General features: G+C 39.8%; 15 protein-coding genes. 2 read left to right on the forward strand and 13 right to left on the reverse strand.

Annotated features, from left to right (window positions below; all coding sequences use genetic code 11):
• Window positions 1–4 precede the first annotated feature (4 nt).
• From SJY16_RS10550 to SJY16_RS10600, 11 genes are all read right to left on the reverse strand, one after another.
• Entirely contained in the window at window positions 5–883 is an 879-nt protein-coding gene (locus SJY16_RS10550) for a 5'-3' exonuclease (RefSeq protein WP_377889109.1), read from the reverse strand.
• Between the two features lie 140 nt (window positions 884–1023).
• The gene (locus tag SJY16_RS10555; RefSeq protein WP_377889110.1) at window positions 1024–1149 is read right to left on the reverse strand and encodes a hypothetical protein; all 126 of its coding nucleotides are present in this window, start codon (window positions 1147–1149) and stop codon (window positions 1024–1026) included.
• Between the two features lie 66 nt (window positions 1150–1215).
• Window positions 1216–1467 carry an IDEAL domain-containing protein gene (locus tag SJY16_RS10560; protein WP_377889111.1) on the reverse strand — a complete coding sequence of 84 codons (252 nt, stop codon included), beginning with the start codon at window positions 1465–1467 and terminating at the stop codon, window positions 1216–1218.
• 140 nt (window positions 1468–1607) lie between these two features.
• Window positions 1608–1898: a YokU family protein gene (locus SJY16_RS10565; RefSeq protein WP_377889112.1), complete on the reverse strand. Its 291-nt coding sequence runs from the start codon at window positions 1896–1898 to the stop codon at window positions 1608–1610.
• Window positions 1895–3307, reverse strand: a complete 1413-nt coding sequence (gene kamA, locus SJY16_RS10570) for a lysine 2,3-aminomutase (RefSeq protein ID WP_377892172.1) — start codon at window positions 3305–3307, stop codon at window positions 1895–1897. The genes SJY16_RS10565 and kamA overlap by 4 nt, the downstream gene beginning before the upstream one ends.
• A gap of 128 nt (window positions 3308–3435) precedes the next feature.
• Entirely contained in the window at window positions 3436–4818 is a 1383-nt protein-coding gene (locus SJY16_RS10575) for a sigma-54 interaction domain-containing protein (protein ID WP_377889113.1), read from the reverse strand.
• A gap of 39 nt (window positions 4819–4857) precedes the next feature.
• Window positions 4858–5712, reverse strand: a complete 855-nt coding sequence (gene ablB, locus SJY16_RS10580; RefSeq protein ID WP_377889114.1) for a putative beta-lysine N-acetyltransferase — start codon at window positions 5710–5712, stop codon at window positions 4858–4860.
• Between the two features lie 299 nt (window positions 5713–6011).
• The gene (locus tag SJY16_RS10585) at window positions 6012–7259 is read right to left on the reverse strand and encodes a peptidase (RefSeq protein ID WP_377892174.1); all 1248 of its coding nucleotides are present in this window, start codon (window positions 7257–7259) and stop codon (window positions 6012–6014) included.
• Between the two features lie 2 nt (window positions 7260–7261).
• Window positions 7262–7918: a 3-oxoacid CoA-transferase subunit B gene (locus SJY16_RS10590; RefSeq protein ID WP_377892176.1), complete on the reverse strand. Its 657-nt coding sequence runs from the start codon at window positions 7916–7918 to the stop codon at window positions 7262–7264.
• Entirely contained in the window at window positions 7888–8583 is a 696-nt protein-coding gene (locus tag SJY16_RS10595; RefSeq protein WP_377889115.1) for a CoA transferase subunit A, read from the reverse strand. The genes SJY16_RS10590 and SJY16_RS10595 overlap by 31 nt, the downstream gene beginning before the upstream one ends.
• Window positions 8584–8600: 17 nt before the next feature.
• A complete protein-coding gene (locus tag SJY16_RS10600; RefSeq protein WP_377889116.1) occupies window positions 8601–9968 on the reverse strand; it encodes an aspartate aminotransferase family protein in 1368 nt (455 codons plus the stop codon).
• Window positions 9969–10098: 130 nt separating this feature from the next.
• On the opposite strand from SJY16_RS10600, the gene SJY16_RS10605 reads away from it, so the two are divergent.
• Both SJY16_RS10605 and SJY16_RS10610 read left to right on the forward strand, forming a co-directional pair.
• Window positions 10099–11550 carry a PucR family transcriptional regulator gene (locus SJY16_RS10605; protein WP_377889117.1) on the forward strand — a complete coding sequence of 484 codons (1452 nt, stop codon included), beginning with the start codon at window positions 10099–10101 and terminating at the stop codon, window positions 11548–11550.
• A 328-nt stretch (window positions 11551–11878) separates the two neighbouring features.
• Window positions 11879–13033 carry an aminotransferase A gene (locus SJY16_RS10610; protein ID WP_377889118.1) on the forward strand — a complete coding sequence of 385 codons (1155 nt, stop codon included), beginning with the start codon at window positions 11879–11881 and terminating at the stop codon, window positions 13031–13033.
• Window positions 13034–13082: 49 nt separating this feature from the next.
• Here the strand turns inward: SJY16_RS10610 and SJY16_RS10615 are convergent, their stop codons facing one another.
• Both SJY16_RS10615 and SJY16_RS10620 read right to left on the reverse strand, forming a co-directional pair.
• Window positions 13083–13895, reverse strand: coding sequence for a sulfurtransferase (locus SJY16_RS10615; protein WP_377889119.1), 813 nt, complete (start codon window positions 13893–13895; stop codon window positions 13083–13085).
• Complete coding sequence (locus SJY16_RS10620; RefSeq protein WP_377889120.1) at window positions 13895–17497, reverse strand: dynamin family protein; 3603 nt, start codon at window positions 17495–17497, stop codon at window positions 13895–13897. Before SJY16_RS10620 ends, SJY16_RS10615 begins: the two co-directional genes overlap by 1 nt.
• Window positions 17498–17590 lie beyond the last annotated feature (93 nt).

The raw sequence follows: 17590 nt of genomic DNA on the forward strand, positions 1-17590 counted from the left end.
TAATTTATAGCCTTATTCTCAATCCTAATTCATTAAACTCCGATTGTAATTTATCATAATCAAGAGAAAGCTTAAGATCATCAAATGAATGTTCAGCAAGTTCAGGAATTTGCTTCTCGATTGTCACGAGCTGAAGACTTAATTTGGCTGATTCTTCTCCTTCTATAAGCTTTTTTCGATACCTGTTATACTTTGCATCTAAGGTCTCTAAGCTTGTATACACACCATCTACAGAACCATATTGCTGAACAAGCGGTAACGCAGCTTTATCCCCTACTCCAGCTACTCCAGGTATATTATCACTTTTATCTCCAAGCAATGCCTTCACATCGATCCATTGATCAGGCGTAATGCCATATTCCGTTTTGAAATGCTCTTCGGTGTAGACTTTGTCTCCTTCTTTACGAATCGCTATAATTTGAGAAACCTTTTCATTTAATAGCTGCAACAGATCCCGATCATTACTGTAAATAAAACAGTCACCCATTTTGTCGTTAGTCCAGCGGTGTGAAAGAGTCCCCATTACATCGTCTGCTTCAAATCCTTCTACAGTTAATTGCGGAATTCCTGTCGCTTCGAACAATTTTACTGCAGTTTGATATTGCTGAATTAACGGTTGAGGGAGTTCTCCGCGTGTCCCTTTATATTCTTTAAACAGCTCTCGACGTTTCGATTCATCTCGTTTCACATCCCAAGTGACAGCAAAATGAGTAGGGTTATATTCATTGATCAAAGACATGATCTTCTGTATTTTGACTCTTAGCGCATTTGTATAGACCCCTTCTGGTGTTTGCGTAAGTTGATCCTCTGATTTTCCATAAGCGGTTGCAAAATAACCTCTACTGAGTAAATTAAAGCCATCTATTAATATAAGTCGGTTCATGATTGTGGTCATCCTTTCCTTAAATACCTGTCATAATGGTAACATAAACCGCCTTATTCTACTTTTTGAATTCATAAAATAAAACATCTCCAAAACGAAATAGGCTGCCGAGAATTCTCGACAGCCTTAGTTTTGTTATCTTAACCTTGCGGGTTTTTCAGTTTTTGAGCTTCTATTTCTGCAAATGACGGCATTTGTTTATCTTGCATCTTCTTCTCATTATTATTTCTCTGTGTATTTGTATTACCTTTCTTCTGACGACTCATACTGACACTCCCTTATCGATTCGTTACGAGTAGTTTGTGTCATCGTCGCCTTGTTCTATTCAAGAATTAATGAAGCGCCTGCTTGTAGGAACGAAGAAATGTGACATATTCTGCTGATGCTTCCTGAAAGGCTTTCTCGTCTCGACGATCAAGTGCTAAATTGATTGTGTCCTGATAACGGTTTTTTTGGAAGGTAAAGACGGCTTCATCAAGGATTAATTGGGCGTACAATTCCAACTCGAAGGTTTCTTGATCTTTCTTCTTTTTCATCGCTTTTTCTTTCATGTTGTCTCTATACGATTTGTGATGGTTGTTCATGTTGCTCTCCCCCCTTAGAAGCTCTTTTTATTATTATACGAGGGAACCGTCAAAATATCAATATTTTTCAGAATATTCCGATATAATTTTTAGGTAACCTTATCTTCATAGGACAGGAAGAGCTAGAGTATCAGTTCCACCTATTTAAGTGGGTAACGATCGATGTCAAAATAGTTCTTTTTTAAGAGCCTTGGTTGATCCATTAATTCTTTAAATGTAAAGGATGGCGAGAGTTTTGATGTATCGATCAACATCAGCTGTTCTTCAACATCACCTACTAATTCGTCTGTTTGGTAGCACATCCCGCAATCGATGCACTGAATAGAAGGTAATTCTTTAATTTCGATTGCTCGTGATCCATCAGGAAGTTCCCAGTATCCAGTGTCGAGGGTTTCAAAAGCTCCTTCTTTATCACACCACTTACAATTCATGAACTTCCCTCCTCCACATCGTCTTTCTTATCGTATTTTGCTTGTTCTGCATTGTACTTCTTTTCTTTCATAACATCTCGTTTCTCTCTTTGATCTTTAAGTGAAGAATGACTAGGATCTTCTCCGTATTTACTTCTGCGATTCAACCTTTGGAGGTTTTCTGGTACAAGGTTAAAACGCTCATCTGTCATGAGTGAACTTATTCCAATCGCTGGTTTTTTCTCAAGTTGGTAGATGCTGTTGAAATACGTATCAGCAGTTCCAGGAGTATAATTCTCAGGTTCAGGATACGAAGTGATAACGCCTTCGAAATTTCTCAAAATGACTTTATCTGCGCTTTGTGAAATCATGTAGTTCGGTTGGAGCGAAATTTTCCCTCCTCCACCTGGTGCATCCACAACAAACGTTGGTACAGCATATCCAGACGTGTGACCTCTTAATCCCTCCATAATTTCAAGTCCTTTCGCAACAGGGGCGCGGAAATGACCAATTCCTTCTGACAGATCACATTGATAAATATAGTATGGTCGTACTCTTATTTTCACAAGGTCATGCATCAACTTCTTCATAATTGCTACGCTATCATTAATTCCTGCAAGAATTACTGCTTGATTTCCAACTGGTACACCTGCATTGACAAGCATTTCACACGCCTTCTTCGATTCTTCTGTTATTTCAATGCTTGTATTAAAGTGAGTATTCAACCATACAGGATGGTATTTCTTTAAAATGTTGCATAGGTCTTCCGTAATGCGTTGAGGGAATACAACCGGCGCTCTAGTGCCGATCCGAATGATTTCAACGTGTGGAATTGCGCGTAGGTTTTTTAAGATATACTCAAGGATTTTATCGTTAATTAATAAGCCGTCTCCGCCTGAAATAAGAACATCTCTTACTTCAGGTGTTTGAGAAATATAATTGATCGCTGCATCTAACTGCTTCTTTGGAACACCCATCCCGATTTGTCCGGAAAATCGTCTTCTTGTACAATACCTGCAATACATCGAGCATTGATTCGTAACAAGAAAAAGAACGCGATCAGGATAACGATGTGTAAGACCAGGGACAGGGGAATCTTCGTCTTCATGAAGCGGATCTTCTAAATCGTACTTCGTTTTGTGCATTTCTTTCGAAATAGGAATCGACTGCATTCGAACTGGGCATCTTGGGTCATCTGGATTCATCAGAGATGCATAATAAGGTGTTATATTCAAAGGAATTGTTTTCGTGGCGATCCTTACCCCTTCCTCTTCATCGGGAGTAAGGTTAACTACTTTTCGAAGATCGTCGAGAGTTCGAATTGTATTCGTAAGTTGCCAGATCCAATCGTTCCACTGGTCCTCTGTAACATTCTTCCAAAGTTCGATATCTTTCCAATGACGTGCCGGCTTATAAAGTTGCATAAGCATCATACATTCCCCCTTTTTGGAATCTACTGATATACTATGCAAGTTTAATGCCAGCTCCATTATTTCTTTCAAAACCTTATCTGTTACCGTTTCTATTTAGTTGTAATGGCGATTGATCAATTACATGCTCATTTTTCGGCACCTTCATATTTTGATAGCTTATACTGCAAGGTTTGTCTTGGGATTTGTAGTTGTTTTGCTGCTTTTTGAATATTTCCTCCAGCACTTTTCATCGCTCTTTCGATTAATCTCCACTCTGTATGTTGAAGCACTTCACGAAGTGACTCTGAAGATGATGTAGAGGCGTGTATGGCTTTAATATAAGGAAAGTCCCCTGCTAACAAGGCGTCATGCTCTGCGAAATTCATGGCAGATTGAATGACGTGCTCGAGTTCTCGTACATTTCCTTGCCATCTTCGGTTACAAAGAACTTCTAATGCCTCCCTTTCAATATTGGTGATGCTCTTGTTGAATTTATAATTGTATTTCGTAATGAAATGCTCGATGAGTGAAGGTATATCGCCTCGCCTCTCTCGAAGTGGGGGTATTCGTAAGTACACAACGTTCAGCCTGTAAAATAAATCTTCCCTCATCCTTTTTTCCTTAAGAGCTATTTCTGGCTCTTCATTAATCGCTGCAATGATTCTCACGTCTACTCGACGCGTTTTTACTGCCCCTACTCTTCGAATCACGCCATCTTCCAATACACGTAGTAATTTCGCTTGAATTTCAGTCGGCATCGAATTGATTTCATCTAAGAACAAAGTTCCTTTGTCTGCTAGCTCAAAAAGCCCCGGCCGTTCTTCAGCACCTGTAAACGAACCTTTAGAAGTTCCAAATAAAATCGATTCAAGAATACTAGAAGGTAATGCCGCGCAATTTTGAGCGATAAACGCCCCGTCCCTTCCTGAGGCATTATGAATCGCTTGGATAAGGAGTTCTTTACCTGTACCAGTTTCCCCGTATACAAGGACAGGTGAAAAATGTTGCGCTGCTTTTCGCGCCCATTTCTTCACTTTTAAGAAAGCATCATCCGACGTGATGATATCTCTAAATGTATAAGAAGTTCCATTATCAAATTCTTTGGCCGTATTCGTAGTTAACTTTGCTTGAAGTTCCATTACTTTATCTGATAGTTTCTTAATTCTACTGATATCACGAGCGATTTCCACTGCTCCTACAAGAATTTCATCAACAATAATCGGAAGCGTCGTATTGATAGTAGAAACAAAGCTCCCTTTCACATTGCGGTACGTTTGATCTTTGTTATAAATCGGTTTCTTCGTTGAAAGTACATATGATAGGGTACTCGTTTCCTTAGAAAGTGAGGGAAATGCTTCAAGGTAGTGTTTACCTAGTACGTCTTCCACATTCAATCCATCATGCTTTGCGGCTATTTCATTGTAATATATCGTTATCCCCTTATGATCAACAGCATGTATTCCTTCATCGATGCTTTCTAAGATCGCGCGAAACATTCCATTAGTGATGGAAGTGTTTTGTTTGAACATAAGCCCCTCCTTCGCCCAAATTTCATCAATAGATGCCGATTATTCGGCACTACTCACAAGTCGTTTACTCCATAGATTCATATTTTCCCAATCATCATAGATCTTCACATTGTTAATGAGCCTTCCACCATACTCATATCCAAGCTGAAAGAAGACAGCATTCATTCCGAATGATAAGCTCCTCGCAATGGAATAAGCATAATAAATTTCTTCTTCTAACAATTTCGATTCAAGTGCTAGAATCAGATGTCTCATTACGCCGCTTTTTCTAAACTCTGGTAACGTAGCACAGTCAGTGATCTCAGCATTTTGAAACTTGTGATTAACCTCCGCTGAAGCTGCACTTGATATGATGGACCCCTCATCAACTACATAAAAAATAGTGTCTTCTTTCATGACTTTACGAATATAATCCGCTTGATCCATAGGTGTGGGATAGACTTCAAAGACGCTTTTATACAAGGTTGCAAGTTTTTCTGCATCCTTTTCAGACGCCCTTCTCATCACTGGCTTTTCAGCTAACGGAGAAGGCACCTTTGTTAATACCCCTTCAAGAATTTGTTCTTCATCCATCCAACGGCTAGCGTTCCGCCTCCAACCTTCGTTAAATTTGGTCATGATATGCATATCAATGCCTGAAAAGTAGTTATTTATCGTACCCTCATACGTGAAGCCATAAGTTCTGAACGTTGATACGTCATTATCTTTGACTTTAACAATGCATTTGGAATAGTCAGTAGTAAACAAGCTCTGTACTTGTGCAATCACATGTTCTGGATTACCTGAATAGTGTTCTATTCGTATCCGTTCATTAAAAAGGTCATGATTACACAATAAGGAATAGTCACTCCCTTTATATGTTTGTTCAACTGCTAATTGTCTTTCTTCTGCCATACTGAACCCATCCTTTATAATCTTTTTGGTTTTCTTCGCTCCTTTATTTCGAAATCCTTTATATAACAAGCTGTTTTCATAAACATTGTTGTGAAAAGAGTACAGCTCCAAGATGCTCTCTTTCCGCGGGGTACAAAAAAATTGCCTGTAGAGTCTTTCACATCTCTTGGTATCCCAACCGTAGTCGAGCATCTTCCGCTTAAATCATCTAAGTGTGGTTCTTAATACAAGAATTCTTTCAAAAGCAACAACCGGTTAGAAAAGAGCCATATAAAAAGAATAAGAACGGTCTCCCGTTCTTATCCCTTACCACACCACTCGATGATTGTATGAACATAGACTTCTGCTGCAAGCATCATCTGATTGATGTCGATATATTCATTTGAAAAGTGAGCAAGGGCAGTTTCACCAGGGCCAAAGACGAGTGAAGGCGTTTCTGCTATTTGGGTAAGGAGACCTCCATCCGTTCCCCATGGGGATGCTTCTACTTTTAGCTCTTGACCAGAGCTTTCCTCGTAATTTTGTTGAAGAATGGCAAGTAAAGGATGCTCCACACTTACTTCACCCGGAAGCCATCTAGCTCCAAACCATTCCAGATCGACAGGGTGTTGTTTTATCCATTCATCATCAATAGAAGAAAGAGCATTGGCCATAGCTTGCTTGGCATCTTGGAGCGCTTCACCCGGAATAACGCCCATCCTTCCTTCAATCATAACCTGATCTGGAACTGAAGAAGGCCAATCTCCACCTTTTATTGTTCCAAGGTTGATTGGAACTGGTATCGAGATATGCTTATATAGTGGATCTGTAATCTTTTCATTTCGAGTTCTTTCTAAAGTTTGAATAGCTTCTATAACATGTACACTCTTTTCAAGAGCTGACACTCCTTCATACCTTGTCCCTCCATGCGCCGATTGACCATTAATTTTCAATCGAAACCACATTGACCCCTGTTGTTTCGGAAAGACTTTCATGTTGGTCGGTTCTGGTATAAGAGCTGCATCCGCTTTATATCCTCTTTGAATTGTTGCAAGAGTTCCCGTCCCACCACTTTCTTCCTCAACAACACTCTCGAAAATAATATCTCCTTTTAGACTGATTCCTAGGTCTTTCAAACATTTGAGGGCAAGAAGCATCGAGGTGTTCCCACCTTTCATGTCTGTAGAACCTCTTCCATAGAGCTTTCCATCTCGTACTTCACCACTGTATGGATCTGCACGCCAATCTTCTTTGTTCCCAGGGGGGACGACATCCACATGGCCGTTTAGAATTAACGATCTCCCTCCACCAGTTCCTTTCTTAACGCCTACTACATTAGGACTGTTAGAAAAATCAGTGCGGTTTGCGCAAAATGAAGGATGTGAAATGGTTTCTTCCCCGGGTACAAACCGGTCTACCTCAAGTTCTAATCGCCGCAGTTCGGTCTCTACGATTTCTTGAACACGTGCTTCATTCCCCTGTACGCTGTCGCATCTAACGAGACTTTGTAATAATTCAGTCCCATATTCCTTGTTGTTCTCCATCCATTTGCTTACCATCTCATCCATCATCAATGCCTCCTGACAAGGTCGATTTCTAACTGTGCTTCAGTTGAATTTAGTACATCTTCCACCGTATAGCCTGGCATTATCTCAATCAGCTTCAGGCTGTGGCTCTCTATTTTCATAACTGCTCGTTCAGTAATAATGATATTCGCCCCCTCTTTAACCGTAAGAGGAAGGGAACAATCTGTAAGTATTTTGGGTTTGCCTTCTTTGGTTGTGTGACTCATCAACACGATCACCTTTTTCGCTTTTTGCGCAAGATCGATCGCGCCTCCCATACCTGGTACCCGCTTTCCTGGTACGATCCAATTGGCAATATCGCCTCTCCCGCTTACTTCTAAAGCTCCTAAAATTGTTATATCGAGGTAACCTCTTCGTACCATTCCAAATGCTTCAGCACTATCAAAAAAAGATGCACCAGGGATAATAGATACTGGGTATCCCCCTGCATTTGAGAGGTTTCCGTCTTCCTCTCCAACCTCAGGGCTTCCTCCCATACCTAATATGCCGTTTTCAGTATGCAGCATGACGCCGAGTGAACGGGGAAGATAATCTGCTACAAGAGTAGGGATGCCTATCCCGAGGTTCACCATCATCCCTGCCTCAATCTCTTCTGAAGCACGCTTAGCGATTAACTTTCTCGTTTCAGCTCCCATACCCATTTCCAATCAACCCCCTTACTTTGAACAACATGATCGATAAAGACGCCTTGAGTAATGATTTCTTCTGGGTTTAATTCTCCAATATTCACGACTTCATCCGCTTCAGCTATAGTAATGTTTCCAGCTGATGCTACTAAAGGATTCGTATTTCTAGCACTCTGATCATAGGTGAGGTTTCCATACCCATCAGCTTTCTTACATGAAACGATTGCTAAATCCGCCTGTAATGCTGGTTCGATCATGTATTCTTTTCCGTTCACAATTGTCTTCTCTTTTCCTTCTTCTATCGAAGTTCCAAGACCCACATCGACCAATATTCCTCCCAACCCCATCCCACCTGCTCGTATCTTTTCTGCAAGCGTACCTTGTGGGTAGAATGTGACCTCCAAGTCTCCACTGTGCATCTGCTTACCTGCTTCCGGGTTCGATCCAATATGAGAAGCGATTAATCGCTTTACACGTTTCTCTGAAACGAGTTTCCCCGGTCCGATCCATGGAAAGCCTGCATCGTTGCAAATCAATGTGATATTTTCTATACCAGAATCCAATATCCACTCTATTAGGGTTGGTGGTGAACCAACCCCACCAAACCCTCCACACATGATCGTCATGCCATCTTTCAAAAGACCAAGGTCTGTTAATCTACAGAGTTTACTCGTTCTCATTTCCACCCTCCCCCTTATTAACTGATCGACCTCGCTTCATACAACCCTTGCTCCATTAGTTCGGTTGTTAAACTCGCGAATCCTTTATGAAGTTTATCAAGTAAAAGCTCAACTTCTTTTTCGTTAATAATGAGAGGTGGTGCAACTAGAATTGCGTCACCTGCCACACCATTAAGACCGCCAGCGGCAGTATAGACGAGTAAGCCTGCTTCATAACAGTGACGAATCAACCTATTCGTGATTTGGTGTTCAAGAAGGAACGGCTCTTTTGTGATCGTATCCTTCACAAGTTCAATGCCTGTGAGAAGACCTTTCCCTCTAACATCTCCGATAATTGGGAATCGTGATTTAAGGTGCTCGAGTCCTTTCATAAGAAGCTGTCCTTGGTTATCTACGTTTGTGATGACATCATGTTTCTCTACATAATCGAAGACAGCGAGGCAAACTGCTGAAGATAAAGGGTTAGCGCTAAACGTATGACCGCTTAAAACAATTTTGGATCCATTGTTAATCGTCTCGATAATTCGGTCAGATACAAGCGTTCCAGCCATCGGTGTAAATCCAGCGCTCATTCCTTTTCCTAATGCAAGGATGTCAGGTTGTACGCCCCAATGTTCCATCGCATACATCTTCCCCGTGCGTCCGAGGCCTGTCATAACCTCATCAGCAATAAACAATATTTCATAACGATCACACACTTTTTTCATCGCTTTAAAATAGTGATCTGGTGGAACGACAGCTCCTCCCGCTGCACCGATTACAGGCTCACAAACAAATGCTGCAATCGTATCTGCTCCAAGTCTCTGAATCGTTTGCTCGAATTCGAGTGCATATAATTCTGAGCACTGCGGACATTTCCCTTCAAATGCACATCGATAACAATATGGAGGAGAAAGCGCTGGATAATGCTCGAGCATAGAAGTGAAGCGACTTCTACGAATAACATGCCCTGACATTGATAAGGCGCCCATTGTAATACCGTGGTAACTCATCCACCTTGATATTATCCTTTTCTTCGTAGGTCTACCTTCCTCCTGCCAATATTGAACAGCAATTTTCAGCGCTGTTTCCATTGCTTCAGAGCCGCTATTCACAAAGAAGACCCAGTTAAGATCCCCAGGTGCAGAATGACATAACCGTTCGGCAAGTTCTTCTGCAGGTCTACTCGTAAACTGAGAACGATAGACAAACGAGACTTGGGTGGCTTGCTTCAACATAGCTTCAGATATTTCAGCAACTTCATGCCCTAAATTCGCAGTAATTGCACCTGAAGACCCATCAATAAACGTGTTACCATCTTCATCAAAAAGGTAAATCCCTTTTCCATGAGAGATGACAGCATAGTCCATTCCGAGAAGTGGTTTGATTAAATGAGTCTTATTCATAGAAACCCTTCCCCCCGCTTTTTCTGTTTACTATTAGCCTATGATAGAAAGTCAGAAATTTCTATCTACTTTTTATACAAAAAATTCTGACTTTATAGTACGATTTGGATAAGAGGACGGGAGGACACCTATGGGGATCACAGTACATGAAGCTCTTCAATTACCGGAGATGAAAGAAATTAAATTAATCGCAGGAAAAAAAGGACTTCATCAAGAGATCAAATGGATTACGATTGTAGAGGTAATGGAGGATGTATCACGTTTACACGAGGGTGAATTTTTGATCACAACTGCCTACGGTTGGAATGAAAAATCAGAGTTTTATACCCAATTAATTGATACATTAGCAAGCAGAAAACTCTCTGCCCTGGCAATTCACACTGGGTTTTATCTCGATGTTATTCCAATTGGTATTATAGAAGCTGCCAATCGTACAGGTTTACCTTTACTCGAAATTCCTAGAACGATGAACTTCTCTAACGTGACAAGGACTATACTCGAACAGCTAGTAAACAAGCAGCTGTCTATGCTAGCTTATACACAACGCATTCAGAAAGACCTCACCTCTTTAGTGCTTAAAAATGTGGGTCTTTCTGTGATATCTGAAACATTATCAAAACTGATCAGGGGCAATGTGTCCTTATATGATAAGAATAATAATCTTCTTGCCAGCTCATCGCTCGTTCATAGAAAGACACATAGTGAAGAAAATATCCCGATTATAGAAGACGATCGCATTATTGGAAGAATGGTCATTCAGAAGGAGAAGGGGTTCACTTCATTGGATCAGCTTGCTTTAGAGCAGGCAGCTACCATATTTGCTCTCGAATTTCTAAAGCTTCAGATCATCGAAGATACTAGGGTCCATATTCAAGCTGACTTTTTGGATACGCTCTTGTCCAAGAACTATGAAAACGAGAAAACCATTCTAAAGAAAAGCACTGAACTAGGGTTTGATTTTACTGGTAAGAATCACGTTCTTATCCTTACTTCTGAAAATCCCGAACGTCTTGAGCAATATGTACATGAACACCTACTATCCCCTAACTCAAAAGGGATTTCCAAAAGGAAGATCGATCATACCATCCTCTTATTAACTGGTGAATTGTGTAAGCTTAATGAAGCACATTATAAAAGCTTCCGTATAGGCGTCAGTTCAACCGTCACTGGTATTCAGGACCTAGATCTTGCGCTCAAAGAAGCCTATACCTCTCACTTATTTGCTCGCCACAAAGAAAAACCTCTTGTTAAGTATGATGAGCTAGGAGTTTATAAAATGTTTATACAGCTTATGGAGAATGGGGTAGATCTCAAAACCTATTATGAACCTCTACTCCTACCAATCATTCATTATGACGAAAAGCATCACGCCCAACTGCTGAAGACGCTTGAAACATTTCTCGAAAATAATTTAGTCATCAATCGAACGGCAGAAAAACTTTATATCCATCGCCACACATTAAACTATCGAATCAAACAGCTAGAAAATTTAACTGGCATCAATATCTATTCATATGAACTTCGCATTCACATTCAATTAGCATTTCTCGCTTATGTAACTGACCAGGTTCTATCAAGTTAAGTCCCCACTAATCGTGGGGACTTTTTTTATGTCCTTAAGGTTCATTTCATTATTAAAAAGTCAGAAAATTTGTTATCCACAGAATTCTGTGGGTAATTATTCACTACCTACCATACCCCCTCATTTTCGAAAAATACCTGTATGGGGTATAGGGTTTCTCCTGTTGATAAGTCCTAAAAAGCCTATATTACCAATGATTGCCGAAGTTATCAACAATTGAAATATTGAGGAAAAGCGGAATAGTTGATGTCTTTTCTTGATTTCGACGATAACGTTAAAACTATGCTACAATGATGTTTATATTGTGCTGCGAAAGGAAGTCATGACTATGGAACACCTTCTCAACCCAAAAGTAAAATCAATTGAAATTTCGGGTATAAGACAATTTTTTAATATGGTTGCAGATTATCAAGACATGATCTCACTCACGATTGGCCAACCAGATTTTCATACTCCAGATCACATCAAAGAGGCTGCTAAAGCTGCGATTGATCAAAACCAAACTACTTACACACATAATGCAGGTTTACTTGAGTTACGAAAAGCAGCTGGACACTTTGTCCATTCGAAGTACGGGTTAACTTATAATCCACAAAATGAAATTATTACAACTGCAGGAGCAAGTCAGGCGATCGACATTACATTACGTACAATCCTTACAGAAGACTCTGAAGTGATATTGCCAGGTCCAGTGTATCCAGGCTATGAACCGATCATTACACTTTGTGGTGCAAAACCAGTTCATGTTGATACAAGAAGTAATGACTTTAAGCTCACTCGTGACTTAATCGAAAAAGCAGTAACGAAACATACGAAATGTATCATCCTCCCATCGCCTTCTAATCCGACGGGAGTTGCACTTTCTGAGCAAGAACTCGCAGATATTGCTGATTTTCTAAATGATAAAGAGATTTTTGTATTATCAGATGAAATTTATTCTGAACTTGCATTCTCTGGTACACATACATCGATTGCGCAATTCGAAAGCATGCGAAAGAAAACCATCGTCATCAACGGATTATCTAAATCCCATTCGATGACAGGATGGCGAATCGGATTTCTCTTCGCTCCTGAAGCCATTGCAAAACATCTATTGAAAGTTCATCAATATAACGTCTCATGCGCATCTTCGATCTCACAACATGCGGCATTAGAGGCACTCGAAAATGGATTGACAGACTCTGAACCAATGAGAACTGAATATGAAAAAAGAATGAATTACGTTTATAACAGACTCGTAGAAATGGGCCTCTCCCCTGTTAAGCCTGATGGAGCTTTTTATATTCTTCCATCAATCGAAAAATTCGGGATGTCTTCTTTCGACTTTGCTATGAAGCTCGCAAAAGAAGGGAGTTTAGCAGTCGTGCCTGGAAGCGCATTTTCAACATATGGTGAAGGGTATGTAAGAATTTCATTTGCTTATGACATGGAAATCTTAAAAGAAGGTATGAATCGACTCGAGTCCTTCCTCTCTTCTCTTTAAAAAACATCTAAAAAGCCAGTTCTGATTGTCATATCAGAACTGGCTTTTCTTATGGTTCAATAGGGTTGTCCTCATAACTAATCCAATCACTAAAACTACCCGGGTAAAGCTTTGCCTCTATTCCTGCATCATGAAAAGCAAGTAAGTTTACGCACGCTGTTACCCCAGAGCCGCAGTAGATTATTGGAGGTTTCTCCCCTTTTACTACCCCTCCCCTACTCTCTTTATCTTTCCAAGTATGATCTTGATTCATATGATCTTTCCAGAAAAGATTCCTAGCTGTAGGAATATGACCAGCTTTGTTATCAATAGGTTCGCTTTCTCCTAAGTATCTCTCTCTCGCCCTAGAATCAATAATCATCTTTCCTTGAAGTATGGCATCCTTTACTTCTTCCATAGAAACAACCATTGATTGATCAAGTGATATTGGATAATAGGATCGTTTCACTTCTGTTGCATTTACTTCAAGGCTAAGCCCTGCATCTTCCCATGCTTTGATACCACCATCGAGAACCGCTCTTTGTTTGTGCCCTGCATATTTAAGTAGCCACCATAACCTTGATGCCATTGCACCCATCTGTCTGTCATATGCAATGACTTTAGAGTGTTCCTTAATTCCAAGTTTTTCAATTACACTCTGAAGCTTAGAGCTAGAGGGAAGGGGGTGTCTACCTCCGTGTTTATTCACAGGACCTGACAAATCTTTTTCTAGATCAGCATATCGAGCATTCGGAATGTGTCCTTGTAAATATGCTTTGTAGCCACTCTCTTTATCAACTAAGTCATACTGGCAGTCTACAACAACGATATCGTCATCATAAATATGTTTACTTAACCATTCAACAGAAACGATGGTATCCATTATTTATCCCCCCTTACATGATTCAATAAATTTTGTAGCTTCTCTACTTTGCATGAAAGCTCTTCTTTAGTAATAGAACTTGTCTTCATTTCGATTTGGTCTATTACGAACTGCTCAACATCCTTCAAAACATCAGTCTTTAGCAGTCTAAACTGTTTTCCATAGTACTTCAGCGCTCTTTCTTCCAACCTTCCTTTGATCTCATTCACATACTTTTTCACAGGTGGCTCAAGAAGAGAAGAAAGCTTCTTCTGCAGGTTCGCACTACCATTTTGTTCAAAGAATTGTTTTGAATTTCTGTATTCTGATTTCGCCGTTTTATCAACGTCTTCAGGTGCAATTAAATCTGATAATGACTTTTCGAAATCAGGTGTTTCCATATCTTTCATTTTCTCCATCTCACTTTGGAAATCAGGGATTTCCCTATTGATTACGAGATGGAATTCACGGTGGTTCGTTTTCAATGTATTCTGGATAAAGTAATCCATTCTTAAAGAAGATGCTCTCATCTCTTGCATCAAGTCTTTCTCAAGGTCTCCCAAAAGGTTAGATGATGCCGAAGCTAACCCCTCTTTTCGATTAAGGGTAGTCGGATTGAACGCTTCTTTATAAAAATCACCAAATCGATAAAAAAGTCGCTGAGGAATATAATGAACGAGCTCTTCTATTTCTTGTTTAATTTTACTTTCTGTTGAATTTACGGAGTAATCATTCACTTTTTGAATTGCCCTCGTTTTCCCTTCTTTTAACCTGTCAATATCCGTTTCTTTTTCAACGCTATCTAAATCAAAGTTATTCAACCAGTCGTGCAGCATCTCCGTTACTCTCTTTAGCTCATTCCAATTCGATTGAATCGCCATTTTCGAAAGATCAGACTCAATAAAGGTGTAGAAGCGATCTTCAAAACGGTTAACGCCACCCTTGTCTTTTAGTCGATCTGGTAGATGTAATAATGAATTCTCCTCTTCCTTTGTTCCATTTATTAGGGTCATGGCTGCTAAACTGGACACTGGGAAAAGCGCCGGTTTTCTTATTCCATATTGGCCAAGCTGATTTTCTACATGCTCTTCTACAACCTCTAGTTCTTCTTCATCTTTTGCTAGATCTGCAGCGTTTAACAAGAAAAACATTTTATCCATTTCAAAGACGTCTTTTACTCTACCGAGCTGAATCAAAAATTCCCTGTCGGCCTTTGAAAATGCATGATTATAATACGTTACATAGAGAATCGCATCCGCTTCTTTAATATATTGAAATGCAACTCCTGTATGTCTTGCATTTATTGAATCAGCTCCCGGTGTATCTACTAGTGTGATGCCTTTTCTTGTAAGCGGATTGTCATGATACAAAGAGATCGAAGCAATAAAACAAGCTTTCGATTCATTGACCACAAGGTCTTGGTAGTCATTCATGGATACGTTTCGACTTTTCCCTAGATAGTCAAGCTGAGGTTTTCCGTCTAATACAGCTTTCAAAAACAACGCGTGTGGCTTTGTATCCGATGATTCTTTAGCAAATATTTTACCTTTTTCGATGATACGTAAGCTGTCTTCAATTGAAAATGCCTTTTCACCAAAAAATGAAAGAGAATGTTGTATATCCTTTAGGAGTTCATCCTCGGTTTTGTAGAAAATATCTGCTGTCTCATGAACACGATCGTGACGAACAGGGCAAATTCTGTTGAGCGTAGCCGTTGTAGGATTTGGAGAAGATGGAAGAATGGCTTCACCAATGAGCGCGTTAGCAAAAGAAGATTTACCAGCGCTAAATGCACCAAATAGAGCAACTGTATAAGATTTGTTCTCCAATTTATCTGCTCTTGCTCGTAAACGAGTTTGACCTAGTCCGGGTAAATCTTCGATTGTGTCAGCAACTTTGTGCAGTGCATGTATTGTTTTGTCTCGAGTTGGTAGACCGTCTGATTCATCCAGTCGATCTTTAGTCTCTTTTGTTCTCGCAGTTCGTTGTTTAGTTTTCGTAACAGGCGTATCTTCAGGCTCAATATACACGATTTCCTTATCGGCTTGCTCGAACAAACCATCAATTCCTCTTGCTTTTGCATCATACGCACCTGTCAATATTTTATCAAACCGCTTCCTTACTTCTGTTGCATCTTCAACTAACTCAAAGTATTCCTGTGCTTTATCTTCACCAATTGCTTTGGCGAATTTTTTCTTTTCATCATCTTGGAGTTTAATGAACCCTTCCTCTAACTCCCTTAGAAGCGCGTCCTTCTTTTGTTCTGATTGCACTTTAACCTGAGATTTCAATCGGCTGGCAATAGTTTCGGTGTAATGCAAAACGGCTTCACCTGTAGCGCCAGTTCCTCTTTCTGCTTCCTGCTTCAAAATCGAGAATTCGATAAAAACAGCATAGTCTTTCAGTTCATTGGAATCTTTCATTCCTGCTTCTTCTTCGAGATGTAGCAACAATTGTTGAAAATGCCACTCCAATTGCGTTTTCACTTGAGATTGTAACTTTTCTACAAATGAATTGTAACGCAGCTCTCTTTCTTGCTCGGTTTTTTTATCACGGAAAATCAGTCCTACTTTGAAACCAGGTTGAAGTGATTCAAGGTATGCTCTTCCAGCCTCTCTTACTTCATATGGCATCAGCATAGCACCTTTTGTAATCTTAGAAGCTTCTTCCTGGAATTCCTCTTCAATCTGATTCATTTTTTCTTTATAGGATGAAAGTGCTTTCATCATCTTTGAATGAGCTTTTCTCACTTCTTCATCTTCAGACTGAACTGCTGTTACATCGTTCACCAACGATTGAGCAGAATCATAAACGCTCGCAACTTTTTCTTCCTCTGTCTTCTTTGCAAGTCCCTCGATGTACACTTTCAATTGCTCGAATTGGTTATTAGGATGCGAACGATCTCGTAATGAAATGAAAAAGAATGATTCTAACGTCATCCCCCACGCATGAAAAGATGAAGCGACAGATTGCTTAAATGATTGGAATGATAGTTCTGATTCCTTATGCTTGTCAATTTGGTTTACGATCAGGATGATTTTCTTATTCTGACGATGAAGCTCACGGATAAACTGATAATTCACTTCTGATTGAACATGATTATAATCCATTACATAGAAAACAACGTCTGCCACATACATGGAATTCTCAGTAGCTAATCGGTGAGCTTCGTCAGTTGAGTCGATCCCTGGTGTATCAATTAAGACAACATCTTCATCAAGAAATGGAGAAGGAGCACTTAATTCAACTTGAGCCACATCATCTCCGTTCAAACAATATTCTTTTACTGTTTCAATATTATATGGCGCCTTGAATACCATTCTTTTTCCGTCAAAAAACTCTACCTCTGCCCCTGGTTCCCCACTTCTCACTCTTACCGTATTTGCACTTGCAGGTATTGGGCTAGATGGTAATAAGTCCGTATCAAATAATGCGTTAATCATCGTGGACTTCCCAGCTGAAAAGTGACCGGAAAATAAAAAGTGTTGCTCTCCACTTTTGAGCTTCATCATAAGTTGTTTCATTTTTGATGCTTCTTTTGAATCTAACTCATTTTCGATAAGAGCTAAACGCTTTATTAATAATTCTGTATTTTGTAAGTTTAGTGTCTGCTGACTATTCATATATCGCTTCGCTGCCTTTCAATGTAGTGTCTCTATAAGGATAACGTTTTCAAAGTCTTTTTCACAGTATTTATATATGAAAAAAAGCCGGGA

The organism is Alkalihalobacillus sp. R86527 (assembly GCF_042466185.1).
Classification (GTDB): domain Bacteria; phylum Bacillota; class Bacilli; order Bacillales; family Guptibacillaceae; genus Guptibacillus.